We start from the raw sequence: 26689 nt of genomic DNA, 5'->3' as shown, positions 1-26689 counted from the left end.
TGCCCGGGTGTCCTGCTTGCTGCTTGCTGAATGGACTGCGCTTTGGAAGGCGCAACCCGCTATTTTATCGCAGTGGGGGTTGGGGAGGGGAAGGGCCGGATAAGGGGCACTTCAGGCAACGCCGCGCCGCCTCAAACAAACACCCTGCCGAAGCAGGGTCTAGCGTGCCGAACGCCCTTAGGTACTGGATCGCGCGACTCTTCGGCGTCACGCGTGGATCGTTGCAGAGTTTCTCGCAACCACCGTTACACAACGGAACGAGTTCAATCGAGATCTGATGGAGATTTAAAGTGCCGTCGTCGTTCTTCACCATCTGATCGGTTAGCGTCTTCAACTCGATCAAGATATTCTGCGGCTTGATACCCAATTGAACCAGATAGGTGCTGACAATTGCGCCTCGCTCGCTTTTCAGCTTCTCGACGTTTTTTTCCCCAACATACGCCCCCGCGATAACTACGGCCTGTATATCAACGTCAGGCCACTGTCTGGCTTCGAGGACAATGTTCGCGATTGCTAATCTGTCGTCGTTCGCCAGGTAGATGGAATTGAGAGGGAGGCGCGTCTCCATTGACTCGGCGATGGTGCACGCGATGGACGATGGGCAGATCGACAACATCACAAGCGTGAACGCAAAGGATATCGTTGCGCGAGATATTTTTTTGCCTCGCGATGCCACTATCGAGTGCAATGTCTCAGGCCTCGGATCGGAGTTACTCCTGCTCCATCATGAGTAAATCGGTCAGGAACTTGTTCTGGATTTTTCTGTGCTCATAGGCGCACTGTTCGTAGAGCGCGGGGTACATCGAACCGTCGAGTTTGCTACTCCATCTGGCGCTTGAGTCGCGCTGCAATTCGCAGAATTTCAGTGCTTCGTCTTGTGCTCGCATGTACGAGTCAAGCAGCGCGAGATGTGAGTTGCCAGCCGGGATTTGCCCACGGATGCGTTTGTAGAGTTGCTGGTTCTGGGCCTCGACGTCTTGTCGGAGACCCGAATAGCACTCGGCATCGGCATATCCGCCGCCCAGATGCTTCAGACATTCCGGATCGGTCTTACCCCAGACAAATCCTGAAAGCATCAGGCCGATCATGGCGCCGACAAGGCGCGGGTCAATGCGAAGCATCATAAACTCCCGACGCAAAAAGGCGAGCTTCCGAGTATCGCCGCGGCGGCAGCCCCGGATTGCTGCCAATGCGATAGCTCAAAATGAAGCTGAACAAATCGTCGTAACGACCGACGTTAAGCTTCTTGACAAGTTCGTCGGCACCATCGTTGGCGCCGGAATTGAAAACGATACTGATTGCTGCGTCGTATTCGAACTGAAAAAGTGGAACGCGGACATCCCGATTCAATCGATGCTCCGCAGCCTGTACGTCCCGGCGTTTGAACGCTCGTGCTCGCTCCAATGAAATGGTTTGTCCGACTTCGATTTGGTCTACTGGAGTAATCCGATGTCCACAAGCGACGGTCGGTATGCCACGGTTGTCGCGATAGGCTTTTAGAATAAAACCTTCGACGACCGTGTGCCCCTGAAAATTAATGCCATTCAGCATGCCTGATTCCCATTGGGCAAGAAACGAGAGGCCTGCATCCGATATTTTCCACGGCTTGCACAGACGTGAGGTGTAGACAGTTCGAATTGAATCCGCAATTGTGTTGGTTGTCGCTACACAGAGAGCGTCCATTAAATTCGCTCCCGGTGTCCCAGGTATACTGCGACGATTTGCTCGCCATCGCTTGTATATCGTCCTGTACGCCCTTCGCCGTCCGTGACGCCACGAATCATGACGCCAGTGGAGGTCTTTAGCGTGTAAAGCGCACCAGCGAGTGGACGACCCTGAACGTCTTTTAAGGTGAATTGTTCGCTGAAATGCTCGACCTTTAATTTCTCCGATGCCGCTGCAACTCTATCGGCAGCTTCTACCAAAGCCGGTGCCGACTGATCTTCATGCCACGTTTCTCGCGCCAGCAGTGCAACGATCTGAGGTGGCTCGGAGCACTTACACACCACCTGGTCGCCATCGAGCGCAATCTCGCGATCTTTCACGAAACGACGATTCATACCGCCTGCCTTAATAATCTGCCCCATGCTGCTGCAGATTTCGCAGAACGCGTCACCACCGATTAACGCGGGCTGATGCCCATAGAAACTTACACTCATGGCGATTGGATACTCGACCACGCTACCACTCGTACTCAATATATCGCCAACGACAGCAATTCGACGTCGCATGATTTCGCTTCCTCCATAACTCGACAACAATCAGTCAACTGATATTGGCTGGGCGGAGGCGCAAGAGCTTGACTGCCTCCTCACGAAACATCCTCGCCGAACAATGGAGGACAAGAAAATCAGTAAATTCTGATTTGATAAATATTAAATAGAAAATAGAATTTCACGTCGACCAACAAAATCACTAAACAATTCTGAAAAACAAAAAAGGCCAACCCGAAACCCGGATCAGCCTTTTCCCAACCACCACCCTCAATCCAGCCAGGCAAAGCCCAGCCAGAACAACGCCCTACCCCGCCGCGTCGATTAACCCGCCAGCTTGCGGAACGTCTCCAGCACCGCCTCACCCTTGAACGGCTTCACGATCCAGCCGCGCACGCCGGCCGCCTTGCCGCGCTCCTTCATCGCCGGGCTGCTTTCCGTCGTCAGCATCACCACGTTCACCGCCGTGTTCGCCAGTTCGCTGCGGATCTTCTCGACCATCGTGAGGCCGTCCATGTTCGGCATGTTCACGTCGCTCACCACGAGCTTCACGCCCGGATTGGCCTTCAGCTTCGCAAGACCGTCCTTGCCGTCCACCGCCGTGTCCACGTCCAGACCGTTCTTGCGCAGAAAGCCCGCTACTTCGTCGCGCACGGTGCTCGAATCGTCCACCACCAGAATCTTTGCCATGTTGTCTCTTTCCTTCGCGCCTTGCCTGGCGCGCCTATCAAAATCGTTCGTTAAAACAGTTCGAGTTCGCCGCTCGCCTGCTCCACTTCGGCGGCGGCCGCGGCTTGTGCCGCCGTCTCGTCGAAACCCTCGCGCGACCAGCCAAGGCTGAATACGAAACGCTGGTCGATCACCACCTCGCGGCCCGTCGTGGGACACGTGAGGCGATATTTGATGCAAAGCTGCGGATTGTCCGAGCCAAACGACAGGTAGCGCCGCCGATGGTTGATGAGCAGCGGCACCTGCACCTGCGCGCGGCTCGCACCGCCTTCACCGGCGTTGCTCGCGTTGCCCAGGTAGCGGTTGCGGAACGCGCCCCACACGAGGTTCGTCAGCTCGCCCAGCACGCCGTTGACGTCGCGGAAATCGCTCGCTTCGTCGCGGCCCGCGCGCGGCGGCAGCAGTTCGATCAGCGGCGCTTCCTCGGTCTGCATGAGCAGCCAGCCGCGGCACCATGCCGTCTCAATCGGAATCAAGGTCAGCACTTCGCCGAAGATAATGCGATCGCGCACGACGCTCGGCGTATCCCAGTTCACGTCGAGGCCCGGAAACAGGCCGCGCAGCCGACCGAACGTCATGTCGGTGATGCCGTCGACGAGCGGATCCGGATACTCGTGCGAGAACACATGCGCGTCGAGCGCGGCAAGCAGCGACTCGGGTTCGTCCTCGTACCAGCTTGCGCGCGGCACGCGGCGCAGCGCTTCCGGCAATGCGTCGTCGGCGTCGTCGCGCGATGCGCGGCGCAGCAGGATCGGCAACTCCGGGCGCTCCACTTCGAGCGCGACAGCCACCGCCGCTGCGGCTTCGCGCGAGCCGCCGAAATCCTCGCCGAGCAGCACGCCGCCCAGGTCGTAATGCGTCTGCAGCGCCGCCGCCAGCGCTTCGCGCCGCACCGGCACGCACACGAGCTGATGCGCGGCACCGAAGGCTTCGAGCGCGTCAGCGCGGGTACTATCGTTTTCCAGCAGCAAAATCTTGCTGACTGGCTGGTTCGTGTTCATGCGTTGGCTTTCCTGCGTGTTTCCTGCGCATTCTCTGCGCTTGCTACCCAGAAGATCCGTTTAAAACAATTCGAGTTCGCCAGCGCTTTCGTGCTCGCCAACCAGTTCAACCGCGATGAAATCGAGCGGCGCATGCGTGCAGATGCACAGCGTCGCGCCCAGCCGCACGCGTCCGTCCAATGTGAGCGCATACGATTTCACGCTGTCCGGCTTCAGTTCGCGCAGATACGGCAAGCACTGGCTGCCGAGCGAATACGGCGTCGACATGCCCAGATCGGGGAAATGCTCGACCAGTTGCTGGTTCATCGATCCGCAACACAGGTTGCCGAATTCCATGAACGTGTCCAGCACCGTGCGCTCGCCATCGCCCGCGTAGTAGTCGCGCGTTGCTTCGTCATCCTTCACATGCAGCAACAGCAGTATCCGGAACTGCATCGACGAAATCGTCAGCACGACCACATGTTCGCCCTGCGCGACATCGTTCGCGGCAGGCGTGATTTCGCAGGCATGCTGCGGATCGCTGACGAGGCGCGTGCGCGCCGCGCCGAAGAAGATCCGCTCGAAGCTGTCCTGCGCGTGCGTGCCGATCATGCGAGCGCCTCGGCGCGCGCTTCGCCCAGTTCCGCGCGCAACTGCTGCGAGAGCGATTCGACGCTCGCCAGCGACGCGGCGATCATCTTGCCGCCCGCCTGAATGTCCTGGAACGTCGCCGTCGTGATGAGGTCGTTGCGATGCAGGCTGTCGCGGTAGCTCTTGGACAGTTCCTGCGAGCGCGTCGCCAGCGTGCGCACTTCGCCCGCCACGATCGAGAAGCCGCGTCCCGCCGATCCCGCGCGCGCCGCTTCGATCGACGCATTCAGCGACACGATCAGCACGTGGCTCACGATCGACGACAGCTCCTGGTTCTTCTGGTGCATGTCGTGGTTCTGCGACATCAGCGAGATCATCTGCTCGTGCCAGCGCTCGAACGTCACCGACATCTGCTTGAGGCGCGCGGCCTCGGTGGCAATGCGCTCGATGCGATGCAGCGCGTCGGTGTTGCGCGCGCGCTCGGCGGCCAGCGTCGCTTCCATCGCGTCGGCCACCATGCGGCGTTGCGCGAGATCCGCACGCAGCGAATCGATCTGCACCGCCAGATCCTCTTGCTCGTTCGCCGCGCTGTCCTGTGCGACCTGCAGGCGCGCTTCGGCGTTCGCGAGCGCTTCGGCATGCGCGTCCTGCAATGCGAGCACCGCGTCATTCGCCAGGCTACGCGCGCGCAGGCGCAACACGATGGCGCACAGCGCCGCCACCGCGAAACCCGCCACCGCGCCAATCAAATACGGAAACACCACGTCATCCCCCGCTGCGCGCTATGCCAGCGCTTCCTCTTGAATTGCCGGGCGTGCAGGTGCGGCTGCGACTGCACAGGTCTGCGGCAGATAGACGATTGTTTCGAAGTGCCGATAATCGGCGCCTTCGCGGTTATCGGTGAAGCGCAGTTCGATGCGGCCGCCTTCGCGTTCGAGGAAGTCGCGCACCGCGTCCATGCCCACGCCACGACCCGACACCTCGGTCACGCTATGTGCCGTCGAAAAGCCCGCGCGGAAAATAAACGCCGCCACCGCGTCGTCGCCAATCGTTTCGTCGGCGGCAAGCCAGCCGCGTTCCGCCGCAATGCCGCGAATGCGAGCGAGCGCAAGGCCGCGCCCATCGTCGGCGAGCGCAATACGCAGCGCGCCTTCAGTCACGCCCAGCTTGACGTCGATATGGCCGGCTTCGTCCTTGCCCTGTGCACGGCGTTGCTCCGGCGTTTCAATGCCGTGATCGAGCGAGTTGCGCAGCAGGTGCGTGAAGACGTCGCTGACCGTGCCGGCCGCTTCGCCGCGCAGACGGTAACCGCCATCGTCGATACGCACGACCGGCGCAACCTTGCCTAGCTCCTGCGCAAGCGACGGCAGCGAGTCGACCACACCGGCCAGCGCGCTTTCCACCGTTTCCGTGCCGATGCCGCTCAGCATGCTGCGCAATTCGTCGCGCATCGCACGCAGCGAGCCGAGGTCGTCGCCGTTCGCGCCGTCCAGCAGCGCCAGGCTCGCGTCGATCTGGTCGCGGCCGATGGCGATGCGCTCGTCCTTCGTGCGCGTGCCGCGTCCAAGGCTGACTTCGTTGAGCGTTGCGTAGTGATCGACCGCTTCGCGCACACGATGGAGGTCGTCGATAAGCGCCTGTTGATCCCACGCATGGCTGGTGTCTTCGCGGCGCAGCGCGTCGTAGCGCTGCTCGACTTCGTGCACGACGCCCGTGAGATGCTGGAGGCTGTAGGTGCGCGCGTTGCCCTTGATGGTATGCATGTTGCGGAACAGCGCGTCGATTGCGCCCATGTCCGCGCAATCGTGCTGGCGAATGATGCGCTCGTTCTCGTGGATGAAACCCGTTGCGCCTTCAACGAAGTTGTGGAACTTCTCTTCGCTGACCGCAAGGATTTCGCCGATCATCTGCAGGCGGCGCTTCTGCTCGCCCGCTTCCGCCGCGAGTTCGCGCAGCTCGGTCACGTCGCGCACGCAGAGCATCAGGCGCACAACGACATCATTTTCGTCGGTGATCGCCGACCAGCTCAGGTCGAGCACCTTCTTGCGGCCGTCGGGCATGGTGCGCGTAACTTCGTTCACGAGCAGGTGCTGGTTGAACGCGAAGTTCACGTCGTCTTCGCCCAGGCACGCATGCACGGCGGCGTCGATCTGCGACAGCGTGTCGGCGTCCAGTTCCGTGTCCGAGAACACGAGATCCATCAGCGAACGGCCCGCGATTTCACTGGTTTCGAAAATCGCTTCCAGATAGGCCGAATATTCGTTGTGGATGGTTGCGCCTTCAACGATCGTCAGAATGCCCTGCTGCATGTTCTGCAACATCGCCTGAATGTCGGCGGTCTTGCGCTTGAGCTGCGCAGAGCTGTGCTGGATCTTCTCGATCATGCCGTTGAACGCGACGATCGAATGGCCGATCTCGTCCATGCGGCCCACTGGCACGCGGCGCGTGAAGTCCTGCTTCGTCGCGATCTCGCTCATCTCTTCCTGCATGCGCGAAAGCGGGCGCGTGATCTGGCGATACAGCAGCAGGCCGATGGCCGTGAGCAGCACGACGGCGCCGCCCGTCACGCCGGCAATGGCGCTCGTGGTCGTGTCGAGCATGCCGTTGAGCGCGTTGATGGCGTCGTCTTTCTGGCGGTTCTTCTCGACGCGCATCGTCGTGACGATGCCTTCGAGCTCATCGCGATACTGCGCGACGTTGGCGAACAGATAGGCCTGCGCCAGCTCGTTCTTGCCGGCCGCCTTCATCTTCGCGGTGTCGTCGATCGCGTTGAAATAATTCGTGATGCTTTCCTGCGCCTGCGCGACGAGGCCGTCCTGCGCGTGGCTCGCGGCAGCCTGCTTCTGCACGTCGAGCGCGGCGCGCAGCGCGGTTTCCTTCTTCTTGAGATCGTCCTGCGCGAGTTGCGCGGTGGTCGCGTCGGGCGCGTAGACCAGCGTCATGGTCGCAAGCTGCACGTCCTTGACGAGCGAGACGAGATCGGAAGACGCCAGCGCACTGGGCACGACGCCCTGCGTGACCTGGTGAACATCGGTGGCACTGCGGCGCGTCTGATAGACCGCGTAGCCGCCAATGGCGGACAGCGCGACGAACATCAGGACGATGAGTAGCGTGATGCGGTGACGAATGGTCATGTCGAAATCCCCGGGCCTTCATCGTGCCGGACGCGCTATCGTTTGCACGCCTCGTGACACGAAGGCCAATTTATTCGGAGTGGATTATCGACTCATGTGTATGACGAAATGATGAATGTACTTAATTAGTGCACAAACGCACAGACAACATTGCGGAATTGATCGACGGACTCAATCGAGCATCAGCACCATGAGTTCCTCGTCGAAATACTGGCCGTCAATCAGCATCGCACGCGGCTCGCGACCATAAATTTCGAAGCCTAACGACGAGTACAACGTTTGCGCGCGCGGATTTTGCGCACCAACGCTCAATTGCACCTGCTCGACGCCGCTCGCTTTTGCGCGCGCGATTGCGCTTTCCAGCAAGCGCCGCGCGACGCCCGTACGCCGATAAGCGGGATCGACAAACACGCCCCACACAAGCGATTTGTGCGCAAACTTCTCGCGCTGTTCGCGCCGCCAGCCGGTAATGCCGATCAGCGTGTCCCCATCGAATGCGCCAAACACGGCTTGCTGATCCGTTTCGCGCACGCGCGCGAGGTTCTCTTCGCGCGTCCAGCGCGACTCTTCCTCGTGCGTGGGGACGATGGCGAAAGGCGTATCGACGGCGGCATGCAGGCGCATGGCGCGAAAGGCATCGACATCGTTTTCGGTCAGCGTGCGAATCGTCAGCGTGGGGGCGTTCATAGGCAAAGCGTGTCTCGTTCAAATGCGTTCGAAGCCGCAAATTAGCAGAAGCGCGCGTGCGCCGCGTGCAATCGCGCCGCCGCGCTGCGTTAAGATCGGGCTTCCATGCCGGATTGAATGCCGGATCAATGCCGTGCGATTCAACAGGCATCGCTTTTCGAGGTTCGCCATGCCCCCGATGTCCCAATCGACTGACGCCACGCCCAGTTTCTGGCGCGACGACGCGCTGCCCTTTATCGAAGTACGCGCCATCGCCGATGGCCGCAAGGTTCGCTATGGCCGTCACGCGCACAGCACGTTTTCGATCGGCGCGATCCTGGGCGGGCGTAGCACGTATCTGAACGGCGAGACGCTGGAGTCGGTTCACGCGGGCGCGGTCGTCGTCATCAATGCGCAAGTGGTGCACGCGTGCAATCCCGCCGATGACGAAGCCTGGGCGTACCGCATGTTTCATATCGACGTGGACTGGCTCGCGCGTCTGCAGCACTCGCTGGGATTTGGCGCGCGGGACGGCTTTAGGCCATTTGCGCAGACGCTCACGTGGGACGCGAATCTGTTCACGGGTTTGAATGCACTGTACGACCTGCTGGTCGATCCGCATGAGGACGCGTTGCGCAAGGAAAGCGCCGCCACGCAGTATTTCACGCTGCTCCAGCAGACGCTCAATCCCGCGCCGGACAATGATGCGCAGCCTGCACCGGATCGCCGCATAACACGCGCCGCCGAATTCATCGACGACAACTACACGCGCGCGCTCAAGCTTGACGAGATCTGCGCAGCGGCGGATCTTTCGCCTTCGTATTTGATTCGCGCGTTTCGCGAGCAATACGGCCTGACGCCGCATGCTTATGTGGTGAACCGGCGCATCGAATTCAGCCGCGCGCAATTGCGTCGCGGCCACGCGATTGCCGATGTGGCCGCCGAAGCCGGTTTCGCCGACCAGGCGCATTTGCAGCGCGCGTTCCGGCAGTTCGTCGCGGCCACGCCGGGACAATATCGCGGTTAAAGCACCGGCTTCAATCGAGCAATAACCACAACGCGCTTGCCGCCAGCAGCGCCGCCATCGTGCGATTGACGAGACGCACGCGCGCCGGTTCGCGCAACGCCTGGCGCAGCGATGCGCCCGCCCACGCCCAGCACGCAATCGACGCGTAACACACCACGAAATAGATCGCCGCGAATTGCCAGACCAGGGCTTTTTCGCCCGACGCGGCATACGCGCCCATGCCCGCGACTGAAGCCAGCCACGCCTTGGGATTGAGCCATTGCATCGCCGCGCCGGTGAATAACGTCGGGCCACGCGCGGTGCCCGATGTATCGATGCGGCCATCGTCGATGGCGAGTTTCCACGCGACGTAGAGCAGAAATGCCACGCCCGCCCATTCGATTGCGCGCGTGAGTATCGGCCATCGTGCGAGCAGTTCGTGCAAGCCCAGGCCGATCAACAGCAACAGCAGCGCGAAGCCCACGGTCGCGCCCGTGACGTGGCGCAGGCTCGCGCGCAGACCGTAGCGCGCGCCCGCGCCTAGCGCGACGATATTGACGGGGCCAGGCGTGATGGATGTGGCCAGCGCGAAAGCGGCCATGGACAGTGCAGTGCTCACGTTTCTCCTCGATACGCCCAACGGCGATGATTCATCGTCGAGCGTACGCAAGGAAAAAGCGCGTGTATTGAAGAAAATGACTTAAACGCGTCGGATCGAACCCGGGGAAAGCCGGAAACAGGAGTGCGTTCCGTGGTCGATCTATCTACAATGGCGCGTGAAAAGCTTCATCGGTCGCGACTACGTGCTCGCCTTTGCGACGACGCACTCACCGGAACTTCGACGTGAAAAAAATTCTGATTATCGGCATTGGTGCGGGCGACCCGAACTACCTGACCGTGCAGGCTATCGAGGCGCTCAACGCCGCCAACGTGTTCTTCGTGATGGACAAGGGCCCCGCGAAGGACAAGCTCGTCGCGCTGCGCAAGGAGATCTGCGCGCGCTTTATCCGGAATCCTGATTATCGGATCGTGGAAGCCACGAGTCCCGAGCGGCGGCGCGAGGGCGTCGAATACAAGGCCGCCGTGGATGAGCTCAACCGCGACAAGCAGCGCGTATTCGAAGGGCTGATCGAGAACGAACTCGCCGATGGCCAGTGCGGCGCGTTTCTGGTGTGGGGCGACCCTTCGCTCTATGACAGCACGATCCGCATTCTCGATGCGATTCTCGACGAAGGGCGCATCGCGTTTGAATTCGAGGTGATTCCGGGGATCAGCAGCGTGCAGGCGCTCGCCGCGAAGCATCGCGTGCCGCTGAACTTCATCGGCAAGCCGGTGAGCATCACGACCGGGCGACGGCTCGTGGAAAACGGCTTTCCCGACGATGCCGATAGCGCTGTCGTGATGCTCGATGCGCAGAACGCCTATACGCAGATGGCGGGCGAGGATCTCGACATCTACTGGGGCGCGTATGTGGGCACGCCCGACGAGATCCTCGTGGCAGGGCCGCTGGACGAGGTGAAGGACGAGATCGTGCGGGTGCGCGCCGAAGCGCGCGAGACCAACGGCTGGATCATGGATACGTATTTGCTGCGCCGGCGCGGCGTGAAGGACTGAGGCTCACGCGCTGCCATTGCACGGTGGCGAGCAGCGACGCCACGACGATCAGCGCGCCGCCGATCCACGCCGCCGTGCTCAGCCGTTCGCCGAGCCACACGCAGGCGAACAGCGCGCCGAACGCCGGTTCGCTGCCCATCAGCAAGGCCACGCGCGTCGGGCTGCTGCGGCGCACGGCGTAGTTCTGGATGAAGAAGGCGAACAGCGTGCAGGCCAGCACGAGCCACGCCACGCTTGCCCAGAACGCGCCATGGCCCGCGAACGTCGGCAAAGCATGCAATTGCTGCGGCGCGAACACCAGCGCAAGCAAGGCGCTGCCGAACGCCACGCAGCCTGCCTGCACCGCCGTCACCGCGAGCGGAGCCAGCGCGGCGTCGCGCATCACGCGCTTCGTCACGCAAACCGAAACCGCCCGTAGCAGCGCCGCCAGCAGGATCAACGCGTCTCCCGCATTCGGCACATATGCGCCGCCGGTCAGCAGCCAGGCGCCCGCCAGCGACGCTGCGACGGCCAGCCATTCCGCACGCGCGGGACGCCGCCGCAACATCGCCCACTCCACCAGCGGCGTCAGCACGACGCACAGACTGATGAGAAACGCCGCGTTCGACGCGCGCGTGAGCATCACCCCGAAGGTCTCGCACAGAAAGATGCCGAGCAGCAACGCGCCCGCCAGCAGCGCGCCGCCGAGCGCGCGCCGCGACGCATGACGCAACGTGCGCAACGCGGGCGCGAGCAGCACGAACGTGATGCCGAACCTCAGCGCCAGCAACCCCAAAACCGGATAAAACGCCAGCGCGTGCTTGACCACGCCGTAACTCGTACCCCAGACGAAGGCGACGGCGAGCAGCAGCCAGTCGGCGAGATGCATCAGGCGGGCGAAGCGCGAAAACATGGGAGGGAACCTCGTGAAGGGCGGGAGCGGCCATTGTCCTGCTTTGCGTCCACGGCGATAATCGGGCTGCCGTGCACATCTTTTATGCTCCGTACGCACAGATGAACTCAACCGACCTTTTCGCCCTGCTGCCCGACCTCGCGACCTTTGCGCGGGTCGTCGAGGCCGGCAACTTCTCGGTGGCCGCGCGCCAGCTGGGCAGCACGCCATCCACGGTCAGCCGCCAGATCAAACGCCTGGAAGAAGCACTGGGCGCGCGGTTACTGGAGCGCTCGACGCGCCAGATTCGCGTGACCGAATCGGGCGAGCAGGTCTATCGGCATTGCCGCGACATGGTCGGCGCGGCGGCGGGAGCGGTCGACGCGGCGGGGCAACTCGCCGGCAAGCCACAGGGCCGCGTGAGCGTGGCCGCGCCCACGGCCTACGCAAAGACCGTGATTCATCCGCTGATTCCGGGTTTTCTGCGCGCATTCGCTGAAGTGGACGTGCAACTGGTCTTTACCGACCACGACGTCGATCCGCTGCGCGACGGCCTCGACCTCGTGATCCGCCCGACGCGCACGCCGCCGCCCGGACTCGCGGCGCGCCAGCTTGGCGCGGTGCACTGGCTGCTCTGCGCGTCGCCCGGCTATCTGGCGGCGCGCGGTGCGCCGGGCACGCCGCGCGAGCTCGCGCAACACGATTGCCTATGGCTGGGAGAAACCGCCGACGATCATCGCTGGCGTCTGCGCCAGGCCGCGCAAACGCAGACCGTCGAGGTGAAAGGCCGCTATATCGCGAACCACGCGGGCGCGCGGTTCGAAGCGGCGCTGGAGGATTGGGGCATCGCCTGCCTGCCCGATTTCACGGCCGCCGAGGCGTTGCGCGACGGCCGTCTCGTGCAGGTGTTGCCGCAATGGACGTTCGAGGCGCGCGCCTATATGGGCCCGGTGTGGCTCCTCTATCCGCCCAACCGGTTCTTGCCGCCCAAGGTGCGCGCGTTTATCGACTATCTCGCGCAACACCTGGGCGACACGTCGCAACCGGCTCAAACGGCGTAAAAACTCAAGCCAGCCCGACGCAAACCGCGACGACGATCGAGCCGATGACCAGCACGGCGCCCACCGTCTTGCGCTTGTTCAGTTCAGTCCACAGCAGCACGCCCGTGAGCGACAGCAAAATGAGCGCGCCCGCGAAGGTGTCGATGAACAGCACCCAGCCGATGCTCATGCCCACGCCCTTGTGCAGGTTCGTGATGGTCGCCATCAGCGAATTGTCGTTGCGCTTGAGCGTGACGGCATCGTCGCCGACCCAGTATTCCGCCGTCACGGTCTCGTGCGGCGCCGTGAACATCATCTGCCAGTGCTCGGGCTGAACCGTCGTGCGGTCGCCCCAGGCCACCTTGCGCTCGGGCTCCTTCTGCACGCGGCCCATGCGCTGCGGCAGTTTCAGGTCGGGCTGCGACCTGAGCCACTTGACCATGTCGCGCGGCGTTTCGGGCGCGGGATCGGGCACGTCGAGCTGCATCGACGAAACCTGCGGCGCACCCGGCGAAATACGCAGCGGCTCCATGCGGTGATTGAGCACGAACCCCGTCACGCCGAACAGCAGGCCGAGCGCTGCGCCCCACAGCCCCACCCAGCCATGCACCTTGCGCAGCCACTTGATGAAGGTAGCGCGGCGCGAACGCTTCGCGCGTTCGCTACGTTGCTGATCGTCGAGAAATACAGCGCTTTCAGTAGAACTCACGTCTCACTCCAGATACGCAAAAGATTGTGATAACAGCCCACGAGGCTGCGGCGCGCCTGCGCGTCCGCGTCGCTCGCGTTCAGGCGTTGAATGGCGGTGTCCATGTCGAACAGCAGCGCGCGTTTGGTGTCGTCGCGCACGAGACTCTGCACCCAGAAAAAGCTGCCCACGCGCACGCCGCGCGTGACCGGATTCACCTGATGCAGGCTCGTGGCCGGATAGACGATCATGTCGCCCGCCGGCAGCTTCACTTCCTGCACGCCATAGGTGTCCTCGACGACCAGCTCGCCGCCGTCGTATTCATCGGGCGCGGAAAGAAACAGCGTCGCCGATACATCGGTGCGCAGCTTCATGCCGTTGGGCAGCACGCGCACCGCGCCGTCGACATGCGAGCCGAACGTCATGCCGCCTTCGTAGCGATTGAACAGCGGCGGGTACACCTGGTTAGGCAGCGCGGCGCTGATGAACAGCGGATTGCGTTCGATCGCAGCAAGCACGATGTCGCCCAGTTCGCGTGCCAGCGGCGTGTGCTCGGCGATCTGCTGATTGCGCTTCACGGGCGCACCCTGCCAGCCCGCCGTCGCCCGGCCATCGACCCAGGCATCGCCTGCGTTGTCCAGACGCGCGCGTATCGCCTGCACCTGTTCGGGCGTCAAGACGTTTGGAACATGAATCAGCATCGTCGTTTTCCTTCGCTGGTTGCGTGCGATCTGCGCGCTGGCTTCGCGCAGCCTTCATTACGCGGCATTACAGAGGGTACGGACGCACAAAAGCCCGCAATCATGCGGGCTTTGCGTGACACCGGCGTGGAGACTTCATTAGCGCCGGTTACGAAACGTACCGTTTAAAAGCGGTAGTCGAACGTCGCGAGCAACGTACGGCCGACGCCCGGCACCGAACGTCCGCCATCCGACTGGATGAGGGCGTCATAGTAAAACTTGTTCGTCAGGTTCAGCAAATTGAGGCGCGCGTCCCACTTCTTCTCGTGATACTCGGCCATTGCGTCCCAGCGCGTGTATCCGCCCACCTGCACGTAGTTCGTGTTGGCTGCGTAGCGCGACGACATATAGGTCGGGCCGCCGCCCACTTCCCAATGCGGCGTGAACGCGTAGGTCGTCCACAGCGTGAAGGTATTGCGCGGCGTGTTCGCCGGCGTCTTGCCCTGGGTGCCGTCGGCAGCCTTGAGCACGATGCCGTCCATATAGGTATAGCCCGCGAACACCTGCAACTTGTCGGTGATGTGGCCCGTCGCGCCGGCCTGGAAGCCGCGCACGCGAATGTCGCCTTCAAGCGTGTATTCGCCGGTCGAGGTCTGCGTGCGCGCGTTATCCATTTCCTGCTGGAAGAACGCCGACGTCACCGACAGGTTGCCGCCCAGCAGATCCCACTTGCCGCCCACTTCATACGACTTGGTGTGCTCGGGCGCGAGGCCCTGCGTGGTATTCGTGACGGTCATCGCTTCGAGCGACGGATCGAACGACGTGCCGTACGAGAAGTAATACGATTGCCAGTCGGTCGGCTGATAGATCGCGCCCGCGCGCACGCTCGTGAACGTGTTGGTCTGCGCCGCATAGTTCGGAGCACTGATCGAGTTCGTAATGTGCGCCTGGAAGCGATCCCAGCGCACGCCGCCAATCAGTTTCCAGTGCTCGCCCAGCGACATCGTTTCGTTGAAGTACGCGGCCAGCGTGGTCGCGCCCGATTCCGCGTGGTTGCCGACCGTCGTCGTGACGTTCGAAGGCGTCGGAATATAGACGGGGTCGAGCAGCGAAACGATCGGCAGGTTGTTGCGCGTGTAGGCCTGGTTCGTGTAGCTGTCGTGGCCCACCTCGACGCCCGCGATCATCTCGTGCTTCACGAAGCCCGTGTTGAACTTGTACTGCGCCATCGTATCGTTGTAGACCGAGTGGTTTTCGATCACGCGATCGTGGCTCTGCAACTTCACGTACAGATCCGAAAGCGGCAGCGACGTGTAGTTGCCGTTCTTCAGCGCCGTGCTGGTCGAAAGCGGCCCCGTCAGCACCGCTTGCGCGGCGGTCTCGCGTGCATCGGTGAGCGAGTGCGAGAACTCGGTCTGGTTGCTGATCTTGAACTGGTCGTTGAACTTGTGATCGATGCGCGCCGAAACGGTCTGCACGTCCTGGATCGTACGATCGTCGGTCAGGCCGTAATACGTGCTCCTGGACGGCGAGAACGCATGGCCGTTGATCGCCTGCACGCCGTAATCGGGCTGGTCGTAGTTGTGCTGGATCAGCGCCGACAGCGTCACTTCAGTGGGCGTGCCGATGCCGAAGCGCAGCGTGGGCGCGAAACCGTAGTCCTTGTTCATCATCTCGTCGCGCGTCGAACCCAGCGACTGGCCGAACGCGTTCAGCCGGAACGCCGCATGGTCGCCAAGCGGGCGATCGACGTCGAGCGTCGCGCGATAACGGTCGTTGGTGCCGATGGTCGACGAGACTTCGGTGAGCGGCTTGAGACCGGCCTGCTTGGACACCTGATTGATCACGCCGCCCGTGGAGCCGCGCCCGAACAACATCGACGACGGGCCATACAGCACCTCGATCGACTCCAGGTCGAAGGTGTCGCGGTAGTACTGGTTGCGGTCGCGGAAGCCGTCGAGATAGATGTCGTTCTGCGCCGTGAAGCCGCGCAGGTTGATGTTGTTGCCGATCTGCCCGCCCTCCGCGCCGCCGATGGTGATGCCCGGCGCGTTGCGCAGCGCGTCCTGGAACGAGGTCGCGCCCTGCGACTGGATCAGCGCCTTGTTGATGACCGTCACCGTCTGCGGAATGTCGCGCAGCGCCGTGGGCGTCTTGGCGCCGACGGTCGATTTCTCGGCCTGGAAGTCCTGCGGCGCGGCCTGCCCGGAGACGGCGACGGCGGGCAGCGTGCCGTTGTCATCGGCCTTGGCCCTGGTGTTTGCCTGCGAAGCGGCCTGGCTCGAAGCAGCCGGCGCGGCCGACGTGGCGGCAGCACCCGGGGCGGCAACGGCAGGCGCGCTCTGGGCGAGCGCGGAAGAAGCAAACGGCAAGGCAAAAGCTAGCGCGAGGGCACTCGCGAGCGGCGTCCTGTTCAACATGGGTTCCCTGTGCGGCGAAAGAAAAATCCGGCCGGTAGAGCGCGCGATGGAGGCGCGTTCGGCCTGGATGGCGGTGGCTGGCGTGCCGCCCCCAATGGCGCACAGGGATCGACGAGGCTGGCTATTCTTGAATTAAAACCCGGCCAACCGTCGTGAGGTCGCCGAGAGAATGAGAATCGATATCATTCCAGAAGTTACTTTTTATTTCAATTGATTGATGCATTTCAGCTACATCGAGTAAGGATTTTTCGATTTCGCCTTGCTTAATGAAAATGTAAGTATTGAGATTGATAAATGTAATTTATCGGCTTTATTTGTCTGATTAAAAGCCATTTCTCTGGTTGCTTGAGCCGGGTTTAAATCGCGCCATTCGCCCGAATTTAATTCGTATTGCTGATGATTTAAATGTTCCTCGAAACCCGCAAAACCAGCGTGTGACGCTGCGCTGCAACTGCACTTTCGAATTTATATGATTGGCTTCGGTAGCGCGCATTTCTACGATATGGCTCCCCGTCTTATCCATCAGGAGCCGCATCGTGGCCTGTCCCATCTTGTTCCGTGCAATTCTCGTATCGACAGTCGTGCTGGCCGGCGTCGTCGTCCTGTTCATGCCTTCATCCGATCCCCGTGTCGAGCGTCGACGCGTCGCCCTGCGCACAGCGGGAATCGCCATTGTCTTGCTGGCAACGGCGCTACTGACTGTGGCCGCGCTGATCCCCTCTCATTGAGCAACACGTTGGCCTTCCACGGAGCGATGTTTCGCATTCCTTCTATGTTGCCTGGTTCCCCGCGCGCCTACGATCTGTTTCGACATCGCCGGATCTCCCGGCAGCAAGGAGTCAACCGAATGAAGCAGAGCAAAGACAATCTCGAACAGCAGAAGCCGCTCGGCGCGATCTTCGTGAATGCACTGGCGCTCTCTCATGTCGCGTGTGAGCAATCCGATCAAAGCTTCGTGACTAACCTGACGTTCGAACCGCATGGGAGCGCAACGATTCATCTCAAGGACGGCAAGTTCGATATCGCCCTGCACGATTGCGCGGCTTCGACGATTGATGCCAGCGATGGGGTAAGCGCGATTTTGATGTTGAGTCCGGCGGCGAAAGAAGATTAATGCAACGCATGAGGCTCATGACGACGGGCGATGAGCCGCATGTACCCGCACATTCCCAGCCCAAACCCGCGCATACCCCCCTCTCCAGACTCCTTGATCACGCAAGCATTCCCCGCAGCACCCAGCAGACCGATGCGCCATGAATCGAACATGGGCGCAAACAATTCCCCTAAAGATCATGGGGAAAATGCCGTTAATCCCGACATGTTGTCGGGCCGTGAGCGGCCGATCTGCAAGGAATCCCATGCGCAACAACCAACCCGTCACGCAGCAGGAGTTCGACTACCCTGCTTCGCAGATGCTCGTCTCGGCCACCGATCTCAAGGGCCGCATTCAGTATTGCAATCCCGCGTTCGTCGCCGTTTCCGGTTTCACCAAAGAGGAACTGATCGGCAAGGCGCATAACATCATCCGCCATCCCGACATGCCGGCCGAAGCCTTCGCCGACATGTGGGAGACCATCGGTTCGGGCCGTCCCTGGACTGCGCTCGTAAAGAATCGCCGCAAGTCCGGCGATCACTACTGGGTGCGCGCGAACGTCACGCCGGTGTCGGAACAAGGCACCGTCGTCGGCTATCTGAGCGTGCGCGTGAAGCCCAGCCGCGAGGAAGTGCGCGACGCCGAGCAGCTCTACGCACAGATGCGCGAAGGCCGTCTGCGCGGCGTGCGTCTGCGACAAGGCGATCTCACGCGCACCGGCCTCATCGGCGCGGCGAAGTCGCTGATGCGCCTGCCGATCGCCACGCGTATCGGCATCGGCTATGCGCTCGTGCCCGCCGCGCTCGCGGCTGCGGGTTTCGGCGCCTGGCAAGGTCTGCCGCCCACGCCGTTCTGGTGTGCGTTCGGCGCCGCCGCCGTGTGCAGCGTCGCGGCCTGGCGCCTGTCGACGCGCCATCTGGGCGCGCCGCTCGAACAGATGTCGATGGCCTCCACGCGCATGGCCGCGGGCGACCTGACCGCGTCGCTCGCCATCGCGTCGAAGGACGATCTCGGCGATGTGCTGCAGGCGCTCAATCAGCTGCAGGCGAACCTCACGGCGATCGTCTATGACGTGCGCTCGCAGATCGACGGCATGCTCGACGCCGCGCACGAAATCTCGACGGGCAATCTCGATCTCTCGCGCCGCACCGAGTTGCAGGCCGCTTCGCTCGAAGAGACCGCCGCCACGATGGATCAGCTCACCACCACCGTGCAGGCCAACGCCGAAGCCAGCACGCGCGCCCTCGATCTGGCGCGCGAGGCCCAGGACGCCGCGGCCCAGGGCGGCTCGATCGCGGGCCGCATGGAGCGCACGATGGCGGGCATCACGGACGCCTCGAAGCGCATCGCCGATATCACCGGCGTGATCGACGGCATCGCTTTCCAGACCAACATCCTTGCGCTCAATGCGGCCGTCGAAGCCGCGCGCGCGGGCGAGGCGGGCCGCTCGTTCGCCGTGGTCGCAGGCGAGGTGCGCATGCTCGCGCAGCGTTGCGCGGCGTCGGCGAAGGAAATCAAGCAGGTCGTCGATGCGAGCGTGCACGAGATCGCCCAGGGCACCGAACTGGTCGGCCAGACGACCGCGCAGATGCGCTCCATCGACGAGGCCGTCAGTCGCGTCTCGTCGATCATCGTCGAAGTCGCCAACGCGAGCGGCGAACAGGCCGAGGGCATCCGCCAGGTCAACCAGGCGGTCGCCCATCTGGACAGCGCGACGCAGCAGAACGCGGCGCTGGTCGAGCAGGCCGCCGCCACGGCGCAGCGCCTGGCCGAGCAGGCCGATGTGCTCGACGAGGCCGTGCGCCTCTTCACGGTCGCGGGCGCGGAGTCGAGTGTGCGCAAGACCCCGGCCCCGGCGAAGCGCCCCGCCACGCGGCCCACGCGTGCCCAGCACGCCCGCGAGGAAGCCGCCGAGGTCTGAGAAGCCGAAGCACCGCAGTCGGCACGGCAGTCAGTGCGGTGGTCAGCGCGGTGGTCAGCGCGAAAGCCCGTCGTAATGCGATTGCGTGCCCCGATTAAGCTGACAGATCCGCATTTGTCCCATCTCGACAGCAGGCGTTCCACCCCGCAATATCATCCCGTCAGCGCCCACCATGTGGGTGGCTGATCCGAGTAACAACGGCGTTTCGACGGCTCACCTGGCCTCTACCGGGTGAGCCGTTTTTTCTTGCTGCGGCGGCCGGGAAAAAGGGTGAGGACTTACGGGAAGCGGATACCGGCTGGACAAGGCATAGCCGCGACCGCAGACGCACCAGGCACCTTTGCGTCACGCCCATGACAATGCGTCAGGCAACGAAACAAGTTCGATGCACCGTTGCAGGGCGCGCAAAAATGCTCGTGCAAACGTTGAGTCGCGTTAAACTGGCTGGCCGGGTCAGGCGGCGGCGCGGTATGTGCGCCCGCGCTCACAGCACTGAGACGCCGCGCGGCCGACCCCGTACAATTGGCTCGACCACCTACGAGGACAACATCAATGCGCACGACCGGGGCTTCCGGAACCATGACCCTGCTCACCGAGCATGACGACGCCACCGCCCGCGAAACGCGTTCGTTGCGCCTCGAATCATCGGCTGACGGCAAGAGCCTGCTGCTGATCGAAATTGACGAGCGCAAGCCGGGCATCCACCGCGAAGTGCGTTATGAGATCACGCCTGCGGAACTGATCGCGGCCATTCGCGCACAGGGCGCCGAGCTGCCAGGGGAATCGCACACCCGTTAAGGGTCGAACGCGACTTGACCACGCGCCCGCCAGCCGTGCGGGCCACCTGCGCGAAGACTTCCTGGTGATGTCTTCGCGCGCTTGCCGTTTCCACGCTGGTATCCCGCCGTTCCTGTTTTCAGCTTTTCACGTTCGGTTTTTCACGCTTAATCAGCCGCTTCCGAAAACTGCTGCGGGCCGTTTCACACGCCTGCCGCGCGCGGCGGGCATGCTCGCACGCGCGTGCGCAAGAGGCGCCACGCGCGCCGGGGCTTAAGCGCAATCATTGCGCATTGCGCGTATGCTCCCCAACTCGCGTCGCGAGGCGCTTGCAGGCTCGCTTGCACGCCTTCGAAATGCGTCCATAATCGTTACGTTACTCTTCCAATTTGCGCCGTCTCGCGCGGTGCTCCCCAGGCAGGAAGTAAGCCGATGCTACATGACCTCATCGCGCAGTACGGCCCTGCGCTCGTGTTTCTCAACGTGCTCGCAGGCGCACTTGGCCTGCCCGTGCCAGCCATGCCCGCGCTCGTGCTGTTTGGCGCGATGGCCGCCATGCACCCCGGTTCGATCGGCCAGCAGGTCGCGCCGGTGCTCGGCCTGTCCGTGATCGCCATGCTGATCGGCGACAGCGTCTGGTTCATGGCCGGGCGGCTCTACGGCGGCAACACGCTCAAGACGCTCTGCAAGCTCTCGCTTTCGCGCGATACCTGCGTGAAGAAGACCGAGCGCTTTTTCGGCCGCTGGGGCGTGCGCGTGCTCGCCATCGCCAAGTTCGTGCCGGGACTGTCGCTCGTCTCGGTGCCGCTCGCGGGCGCGATGGGCACGCCGTATCGCCAGTTCGTGGGTTTCGACGGGATCGGCGCCGCGCTCTGGTCGGGCACCGGTTTGCTGATCGGCGTGCTGTTCGCGCCGCAGATCGACATGATGCTCGCAGGCGCGAGCCGCCTCGGCCGTTTTGCGCTGGTGGTGGTCGTGGTGCTGCTGCTGGTCTACGCGGCCTACCGCTGGCAGCGCCGCCGCCAGCTCATCAAGAAGCTCGCGAATGCGCGCATCACCGTGGACGACCTCTACCGCGCGATGGCCAACAAGCCGCCGCCCGTGGTGTTCGATATCCGCTCGGAGGAAAAGCGCAAGCTCGATCCGTTCATCATTCCGGGCGCGCTGTTCGCCGACGAGCGCAAGCTCGACGAGATTCTTTCGAAGTATCCGCTCGAGCAAAAGCTCGTGATCTACTGCTCGTGCCCGAATGAAATTTCCGCGGCCTGGATGGCGAAGAAGCTCGTCGAGGCCGGTTTCACCGACGTGGTGCCGCTACTCGGCGGTCTGGACGCCTGGCGCGATTCCGGGCGCGCCCTCGAATCGCTGCTCGTGAGCCAGCATCCCGAAGTCCCAGTCAACATCACGCCGAAAGCTGTCTGATTCCGCGCGGCGGCGGGCCTGACGTGCCTGCCGCCGCGCGCATGAGGAGAATCGCCTGATGGGCTCCATTGCCACTGAGCCGCCTCGCTACGAGGCCTCGCAGTCCACGCCTTCCACGTTTTCCGACACCCAGCCGCAGCCCGCCGAAGCGCCTTTTTCGACGCTCTCCACGCGGCGGCACCAGATGTTCCCCCAACTCACCGACGACGAGATCGCGCGACTCGCGCGTTTCGGCGAGCGCCGCCATTGGGATGCGGGCGAACTGCTCTTTCACACCGGCGAGACCGGGCCCGGCATGTTCGTGCTGCTCGCGGGCTCCGTGAAGGTGTTCCAGCGCGACGGCCTGGGCCGTGAGCGCTTGATCGTCGAGCATGGACGCGGTCATTTTCTCGCCGAGGTCGGCCAGCTTTCGGGTGGCCCGGCGCTCGTCGATGGCCTCGCGCTCGAACCGGTCGATGCGATCCTGATTCCGCCCGAAAAGCTGCGGGCGGCCATCGTCGCCGAAGCCGAACTCGGCGAGCGCATCGTGCGCGCGCTGATCCTGCGCCGCGTCTCGCTGATCGAGAAAGGCGCGGGCGGGCCGATCCTCGTCGGCAAGCACAACGATCCCGCGCTGCTCTCGCTGCAAGGCTTTCTCACGCGCAACGGCCACCCGTATTCGGTGCTCGACGAGCGCGACGAAAGCATGCTCTGCGTGATCGAGCGCTTCGCGGCGCGCTGCGAAGACCTGCCACTCGTGATCTGCCCGGACGGCTCGGTGCTGCGCCATCCGTCCGCGCCGGAACTCGCGACGTGCCTGGGACTACTGCCCGAACTCAACGGCGAGCGCGTCTATGACGTGGCCGTCGTGGGCGCCGGGCCTGCCGGGCTTGCGACCGCCGTGTATGCGGCGTCCGAAGGTTTATCGGTGATCGTGCTCGACTCCCGCGCGCCGGGCGGCCAGGCGGGCGCGAGTTCGCGCATCGAAAACTACCTGGGCTTTCCGACCGGCATCTCCGGCCAGGCGCTCGCGGGCCGCGCGTTCGTGCAGGCGCAGAAGTTCGGCGCGCACGTGGCGATTCCGGTCACGGTGAAAAAGCTCCATTGCAACGAGCATCCGCGCCGCCTCGAAACCTGTAGCGGCGACGTGCGTGCGCGCACCGTCGTGATCGCGAGCGGCGCGAACTATCGGCGTCCGAGCATCGCGGGCCTCGACCGCTATACCGGGCGCGGCGTCTATTACTGGGCCTCGCCGGTCGAGGGCAAGCTCTGCAAGCACGAGAACGTCGTGCTGGTGGGCGGCGGCAACTCGGCAGGGCAGGCGATCGTTTATCTGTCCACCCAGGCGCGGCAGATCGACGTGCTGATCCGCAAGGCCGGTTTCGAATCGACGATGTCGCGCTACCTGATCGACCGCATCGCCTCGCTGCCGAACGTGAATGTGCATCCGCGCAGCGAAATCGGCGGCCTCGACGAAGACGCCGCCGGCCTCTCCTCGATCCGGCTCAAGGAACCGTGCCCGGAAGGCATCGATCACTTCGACTCGCGCCATCTGTTTCTCTTCACGGGCGCCGACCCCAACACCGGCTGGCTGCGCGAATGCGGCGTGGCGCTCGACGCGAACGGCTTCGTGCTGACCGGTGCGAACGATGCGTCGTGCAGTCTCGCGACATCGGTCGAAGGCGTCTACGCGATCGGCGATGCCCGCGCGGGCTCGACCAAACGCGTCGCGGCGGCGGTGGGCGAAGGTGCGGCCGTGGTCGCGCAGATCCATCAGTTGCTGGGCGCGACGCCCTCCACCATCGTGCAGGCAGCGACGCCGGTGGCCGCGATGGCGGGCCTGCATGCGTGACGACGCGGCGCTCGACGGCCGAGGCAACGATGCCGCGCCTGCCTCGCCGAACGACGCCGCGCGTGTGACGCTGCCGCTCGCGGCGGCGCGCACGCTGCACCTGGCGGCGCAAGGCCTGCTCGCGCCGCCGCGCCGCAAGGCCACGCAGGACGATGTGCTGGCCGCGATCCGCCGCATGGCGCAATTGCAGATCGACACGATTCACGTGGTCGCACGCAGTCCTTATTTCGTGCTGTTCAGCCGTGTGGGCGCGTACGACATGGGCTGGCTCGACGCCCATCTCGCCGATGGCCGGCTGTTCGAATACTGGTCGCATGAAGCCTGTTTCGTGCCGATCGAGGACTATGGGCTGCTGCGCCATCGCATGCTGGATCCGTCGGGCATGGGCTGGAAATACGCGGCCGACTGGCATAAGAAGCATCGACGCGACATCGACGCACTGCTCGAACGCATCCGTGCGAGCGGCCCGGTGCGCTCCGCCGATTTCGCACGCGCGGAAGGCGACAAGGGCGGCGGCTGGTGGGACTGGAAGCCCGAAAAGCGCCATCTGGAAGTGCTGTTTGCGACCGGCGCGCTGATGGTCTCGGAGCGGCGTAATTTCCAGCGCGTCTACGACGTGGCCGAACGCGTGCTGCCCAACTGGAGCGATGCGCGCGACCTGCCCTCGCGCGCCGACGCCGAACGCGCGCTGCTGCTGCGCACCGCGCACGCGCTGGGCGTGCTGCGCGCGGACTGGGCCGCCGACTACTATCGCCTGCCGCGCCGCCCGTATGCCGAAGCGCTGCATGCGCTCGCCGATGCAGGCGACCTGATCCCCGTGCGCGTGGATGGCTGGAAAGCCGATGCGTTCGTGCACCGCGAGCACGCGGCCCTGCTCGACGCCGCCGCGAACGGCACGCTCGCTTCAACCGTCACGACACTGCTGTCGCCGTTCGATCCAGTGGTGTGGGATCGCAAGCGCGCGGTGGCGCTGTTCGACTTCGACTACGCAATCGAATGCTACGTCCCCGCGCACAAGCGCAAGTACGGTTACTTCGTACTGCCGATATTGAATCGTGGAAAGCTGGTGGGGCGCGTGGATGCAAAAGCGCATCGCGCGCAGCAGGTCTTCGAAGTGAAGTCGCTGCATCTGGAGCCGGGCGTGCGCGTAAGCGGTCGGCTGGTCAGCGATTTACGGCGCGCGCTGCAACGTTGCGCCGACTGGCATGGGACACCCGAATTGCGCATTGGCGAAGCGCCGGACGGGCTGGCCGACGCCTTGCTCGCGCAGGCGCTTCAAGGCGATGCCTGAAGCGCCTTTGCCGATTGATGCCCAGGTTGAACATCAACGTTTAACACTACCGCTTAACGCTCCAGCTTCACGCGCAGTTCGCGCGCGGCTTCGAGCAAGCCTTCATAGCCGGAACGCGCGTGTTCGGGCAAGTCAGGATCGCCCACCAGCGCGCCCAGCGTTTCGATCAGGCTGAAGACGAGGCCCTTGGCCGCGCCTGCCGCGATACTGCCGCTTTTCACGCCTTCGTCGACGTGCGAGAAAGCGGCGTTCAGATTGTCCAGATCGGTTTGAGGCGCGTTCGCGCCTGGCGCTTGAGCGTCATGCTTTTGCGTGTCGTCGCTCGTCATGATGAATGGTTTCCCCTCGCTAATGCTTCGTAGAAAGAATCCCGCACTGCTGTTATATACCCATCGCAGGCAGCCGTCCAATGGCCTCCCGACCACTCCCGAATCTTCTCACCTTTGTGCGTTGAGCGCAGGTTTGCGCACCGCGCCCGCTTGATCCGGTTCATGCCGATGCCGAATAAAACCCCTGAAAATCAGGGGTTTTATTGGTTTACGAAAATGACATCGGCATGACTTAGCGTTTTTCGACGCCTGTTTGCCGAGCAAGCCAGGCACTCCCGCAAACGCTCACCATTGCAGTTGCACAGCGCCTCGTCGCGCCCACACGGCTGGCTCCGTGTATCAGCACAAAGCAATAGACCATTCACTTTACCGCTTGTTTTACGGTGTCTTCTGTTGTTTCTCGCAGGAAAGCAACGCACGCGCAAAGTGCAAAGGTGCGCTCGCAGCGCCTTCGTCGCTCACTCCCGGAAACCCTCACCTTATCCCGTCTTGACGCCGCCGCAGCGCGTCTCCAGACTGTGCGAGTCCCCCTATCGCCGCAAACTCCGCACGCGCCATGAGCCAGATCACCCCTTTCGTCGCCGACCGCTTCCACCACGCCGCGCCGCATTACCTCATCGGCCGCCCCGCCTATTCGCCCGCGTTGATTCGCCGCGTCGCGCAGCGCATGGGACTGGACGGTACGCAGCGTCTGCTCGATCTCGGTTGCGGCCCGGGCCAGCTTTCGCTCGCGTTCGCAAGCTGGGTGGCCGACGCCACCGCGATCGACCCCGAGCCCGCCATGCTCGAAGTCGCGGCGCAACTGGGCGCAGGCATCGCGCCCAATATCGCGTATCGCCAGGGCAGTTCGTACGATCTCTGCGCCGATCTCGGCACGTTTCATCTCGCCGTGATTGGCCGCGCGTTTCACTGGATGGATCGCATGGATACGCTCGCGCGGCTCGATACGATCCTGGCGCCACGCGGTGCGGTCGCGCTGTTCAATACCGCGCAACTCGACGATCCGCAGCGCCCGTGGGCCGCGCAATATCGCAACCTGCTGGACAGCTATGCAAACAGCGATCCCACCCGCGCGTTGCGCCGCTCGGAAGAATGGGAAAGCCATACCGATGTGCTGGCGCGCTCGGCGTTCTGTGCGATCGAGCGTATTTCGGTGATCGAATACCGCCGCGTGAGCGCGGAACAGTTGAAGGCGCGTCCGCTGTCGATGTCGAGCCTGTCGCGCGAGCGGCTGGGCGAGCGGCTCGATACGCTGCTCTCGCAGGTCGATGCAATCGTCGCGGAGCACGGCAGCGACGGCTGGCTGGTCGAGCGTATCGAATCGACGGTGACGCTCGCCGCGCGCGAAGCGAGCTGAAGCGCGTTCGCGCCGCTTGCGTTATCGTATGAAGAT

27 protein-coding genes are annotated in these 26689 nt (G+C 63.2%); 11 read left to right on the top strand and 16 right to left on the bottom strand.

What is annotated here, in order from left to right:
* Positions 1-64 precede the first annotated feature (64 nt).
* The 10 genes from BBA01S_RS43810 to BBA01S_RS32440 form a co-directional block, all read right to left on the bottom strand.
* A complete protein-coding gene (locus tag BBA01S_RS43810) occupies positions 65-568 on the bottom strand; it encodes a hypothetical protein (protein ID WP_174479193.1) in 504 nt (167 codons plus the stop codon).
* A 142-nt stretch (positions 569-710) separates the two neighbouring features.
* Positions 711-1121: a hypothetical protein gene (locus tag BBA01S_RS32480; RefSeq protein WP_052392002.1), complete on the bottom strand. Its 411-nt coding sequence runs from the start codon at positions 1119-1121 to the stop codon at positions 711-713.
* Positions 1108-1683, bottom strand: coding sequence for a lysozyme (locus tag BBA01S_RS47170; RefSeq protein WP_156966157.1), 576 nt, complete (start codon positions 1681-1683; stop codon positions 1108-1110). The genes BBA01S_RS32480 and BBA01S_RS47170 overlap by 14 nt, the downstream gene beginning before the upstream one ends.
* On the bottom strand, positions 1683-2231 hold the full coding sequence (locus tag BBA01S_RS45355; RefSeq protein WP_084162689.1) for a PAAR domain-containing protein: 549 nt from the start codon (positions 2229-2231) through the stop codon (positions 1683-1685). The genes BBA01S_RS47170 and BBA01S_RS45355 overlap by 1 nt, the downstream gene beginning before the upstream one ends.
* A gap of 306 nt (positions 2232-2537) precedes the next feature.
* Complete coding sequence (locus tag BBA01S_RS32465; protein ID WP_027820075.1) at positions 2538-2903, bottom strand: response regulator; 366 nt, start codon at positions 2901-2903, stop codon at positions 2538-2540.
* A gap of 50 nt (positions 2904-2953) precedes the next feature.
* Positions 2954-3943, bottom strand: coding sequence for a chemotaxis protein CheX (locus BBA01S_RS32460; RefSeq protein WP_027820074.1), 990 nt, complete (start codon positions 3941-3943; stop codon positions 2954-2956).
* A 60-nt stretch (positions 3944-4003) separates the two neighbouring features.
* On the bottom strand, positions 4004-4534 hold the full coding sequence (locus tag BBA01S_RS32455; protein ID WP_027820073.1) for a hypothetical protein: 531 nt from the start codon (positions 4532-4534) through the stop codon (positions 4004-4006).
* A complete protein-coding gene (locus BBA01S_RS32450) occupies positions 4531-5277 on the bottom strand; it encodes a methyl-accepting chemotaxis protein (RefSeq protein ID WP_027820072.1) in 747 nt (248 codons plus the stop codon). Before BBA01S_RS32450 ends, BBA01S_RS32455 begins: the two co-directional genes overlap by 4 nt.
* Positions 5278-5295: 18 nt before the next feature.
* On the bottom strand, positions 5296-7647 hold the full coding sequence (locus tag BBA01S_RS32445) for a HAMP domain-containing protein (protein WP_027820071.1): 2352 nt from the start codon (positions 7645-7647) through the stop codon (positions 5296-5298).
* A 171-nt stretch (positions 7648-7818) separates the two neighbouring features.
* On the bottom strand, positions 7819-8334 hold the full coding sequence (locus BBA01S_RS32440; protein ID WP_027820070.1) for a GNAT family N-acetyltransferase: 516 nt from the start codon (positions 8332-8334) through the stop codon (positions 7819-7821).
* Positions 8335-8512: 178 nt separating this feature from the next.
* Between BBA01S_RS32440 and BBA01S_RS32435 the strand changes: the two genes are divergently transcribed.
* Positions 8513-9340: an AraC family transcriptional regulator gene (locus BBA01S_RS32435; protein ID WP_027820069.1), complete on the top strand. Its 828-nt coding sequence runs from the start codon at positions 8513-8515 to the stop codon at positions 9338-9340.
* A gap of 10 nt (positions 9341-9350) precedes the next feature.
* Here BBA01S_RS32435 and BBA01S_RS32430 read toward each other — a convergent pair whose 3' ends face one another.
* Positions 9351-9938 (bottom strand): LysE family translocator, encoded by a 588-nt coding sequence (locus BBA01S_RS32430; protein WP_027820068.1) that lies wholly within the window; start codon positions 9936-9938, stop codon positions 9351-9353.
* A 224-nt stretch (positions 9939-10162) separates the two neighbouring features.
* On the opposite strand from BBA01S_RS32430, the gene cobF reads away from it, so the two are divergent.
* Entirely contained in the window at positions 10163-10933 is a 771-nt protein-coding gene (cobF, locus tag BBA01S_RS32425) for a precorrin-6A synthase (deacetylating) (protein ID WP_027820067.1), read from the top strand.
* Here the strand turns inward: cobF and BBA01S_RS32420 are convergent.
* The gene (locus BBA01S_RS32420; RefSeq protein ID WP_027820066.1) at positions 10890-11825 is read right to left on the bottom strand and encodes a DMT family transporter; all 936 of its coding nucleotides are present in this window, start codon (positions 11823-11825) and stop codon (positions 10890-10892) included. The two genes, cobF and BBA01S_RS32420, sit on opposite strands and share 44 nt — an antisense overlap.
* Before the next feature lie 101 nt (positions 11826-11926).
* Between BBA01S_RS32420 and BBA01S_RS32415 the strand changes: the two genes are divergently transcribed.
* On the top strand, positions 11927-12865 hold the full coding sequence (locus tag BBA01S_RS32415) for a LysR family transcriptional regulator (protein WP_027820065.1): 939 nt from the start codon (positions 11927-11929) through the stop codon (positions 12863-12865).
* Between the two features lie 4 nt (positions 12866-12869).
* Here the strand turns inward: BBA01S_RS32415 and BBA01S_RS43795 are convergent, their stop codons facing one another.
* From BBA01S_RS43795 to BBA01S_RS32400, 3 genes are all read right to left on the bottom strand, one after another.
* Positions 12870-13553 (bottom strand): PepSY-associated TM helix domain-containing protein, encoded by a 684-nt coding sequence (locus tag BBA01S_RS43795; RefSeq protein WP_042298286.1) that lies wholly within the window; start codon positions 13551-13553, stop codon positions 12870-12872.
* A complete protein-coding gene (locus BBA01S_RS32405; RefSeq protein WP_027820064.1) occupies positions 13550-14233 on the bottom strand; it encodes a Fe2+-dependent dioxygenase in 684 nt (227 codons plus the stop codon). The genes BBA01S_RS43795 and BBA01S_RS32405 overlap by 4 nt, the downstream gene beginning before the upstream one ends.
* 164 nt (positions 14234-14397) lie before the next feature.
* Positions 14398-16632 carry a TonB-dependent receptor gene (locus tag BBA01S_RS32400; protein ID WP_027820063.1) on the bottom strand — a complete coding sequence of 745 codons (2235 nt, stop codon included), beginning with the start codon at positions 16630-16632 and terminating at the stop codon, positions 14398-14400.
* 536 nt (positions 16633-17168) lie between these two features.
* Here BBA01S_RS32400 and BBA01S_RS47165 point away from each other — a divergent pair.
* The 7 genes from BBA01S_RS47165 (at position 17169) to BBA01S_RS32365 (ending at position 24967) form a co-directional block, all read left to right on the top strand.
* A complete protein-coding gene (locus tag BBA01S_RS47165) occupies positions 17169-17360 on the top strand; it encodes a hypothetical protein (protein WP_156966155.1) in 192 nt (63 codons plus the stop codon).
* Between the two features lie 119 nt (positions 17361-17479).
* Positions 17480-17746 (top strand): hypothetical protein, encoded by a 267-nt coding sequence (locus BBA01S_RS32390; RefSeq protein ID WP_027820061.1) that lies wholly within the window; start codon positions 17480-17482, stop codon positions 17744-17746.
* A gap of 244 nt (positions 17747-17990) precedes the next feature.
* A complete protein-coding gene (locus BBA01S_RS43790) occupies positions 17991-19646 on the top strand; it encodes a methyl-accepting chemotaxis protein (RefSeq protein ID WP_042298285.1) in 1656 nt (551 codons plus the stop codon).
* Between the two features lie 552 nt (positions 19647-20198).
* Positions 20199-20444 carry a hypothetical protein gene (locus BBA01S_RS32380; protein WP_027820060.1) on the top strand — a complete coding sequence of 82 codons (246 nt, stop codon included), beginning with the start codon at positions 20199-20201 and terminating at the stop codon, positions 20442-20444.
* Between the two features lie 411 nt (positions 20445-20855).
* Positions 20856-21845 (top strand): DedA family protein/thiosulfate sulfurtransferase GlpE, encoded by a 990-nt coding sequence (locus tag BBA01S_RS32375; RefSeq protein ID WP_027820059.1) that lies wholly within the window; start codon positions 20856-20858, stop codon positions 21843-21845.
* Positions 21846-21903: 58 nt separating this feature from the next.
* Positions 21904-23676, top strand: coding sequence for an FAD-dependent oxidoreductase (locus BBA01S_RS43785; protein WP_084162688.1), 1773 nt, complete (start codon positions 21904-21906; stop codon positions 23674-23676).
* Positions 23669-24967, top strand: a complete 1299-nt coding sequence (locus BBA01S_RS32365) for a winged helix-turn-helix domain-containing protein (protein ID WP_084162687.1) — start codon at positions 23669-23671, stop codon at positions 24965-24967. The genes BBA01S_RS43785 and BBA01S_RS32365 overlap by 8 nt, the downstream gene beginning before the upstream one ends.
* A 53-nt stretch (positions 24968-25020) precedes the next feature.
* On the opposite strand, the gene BBA01S_RS32360 is transcribed toward BBA01S_RS32365, so the two are convergent.
* Positions 25021-25296: a hypothetical protein gene (locus BBA01S_RS32360; protein WP_027820057.1), complete on the bottom strand. Its 276-nt coding sequence runs from the start codon at positions 25294-25296 to the stop codon at positions 25021-25023.
* Between the two features lie 556 nt (positions 25297-25852).
* Between BBA01S_RS32360 and BBA01S_RS32355 the strand changes: the two genes are divergently transcribed.
* Positions 25853-26653 (top strand): class I SAM-dependent methyltransferase, encoded by an 801-nt coding sequence (locus BBA01S_RS32355; RefSeq protein WP_027820056.1) that lies wholly within the window; start codon positions 25853-25855, stop codon positions 26651-26653.
* The last annotated feature ends 36 nt before the right edge of the window (positions 26654-26689 follow it).

The organism is Paraburkholderia bannensis NBRC 103871 (genome assembly GCF_000685015.1).
GTDB classification, from domain to species: domain Bacteria; phylum Pseudomonadota; class Gammaproteobacteria; order Burkholderiales; family Burkholderiaceae; genus Paraburkholderia; species Paraburkholderia bannensis.
Note: the sequence above shows the minus strand (reverse complement) of the source record. Positions and strands in the feature narration are given on the sequence as shown.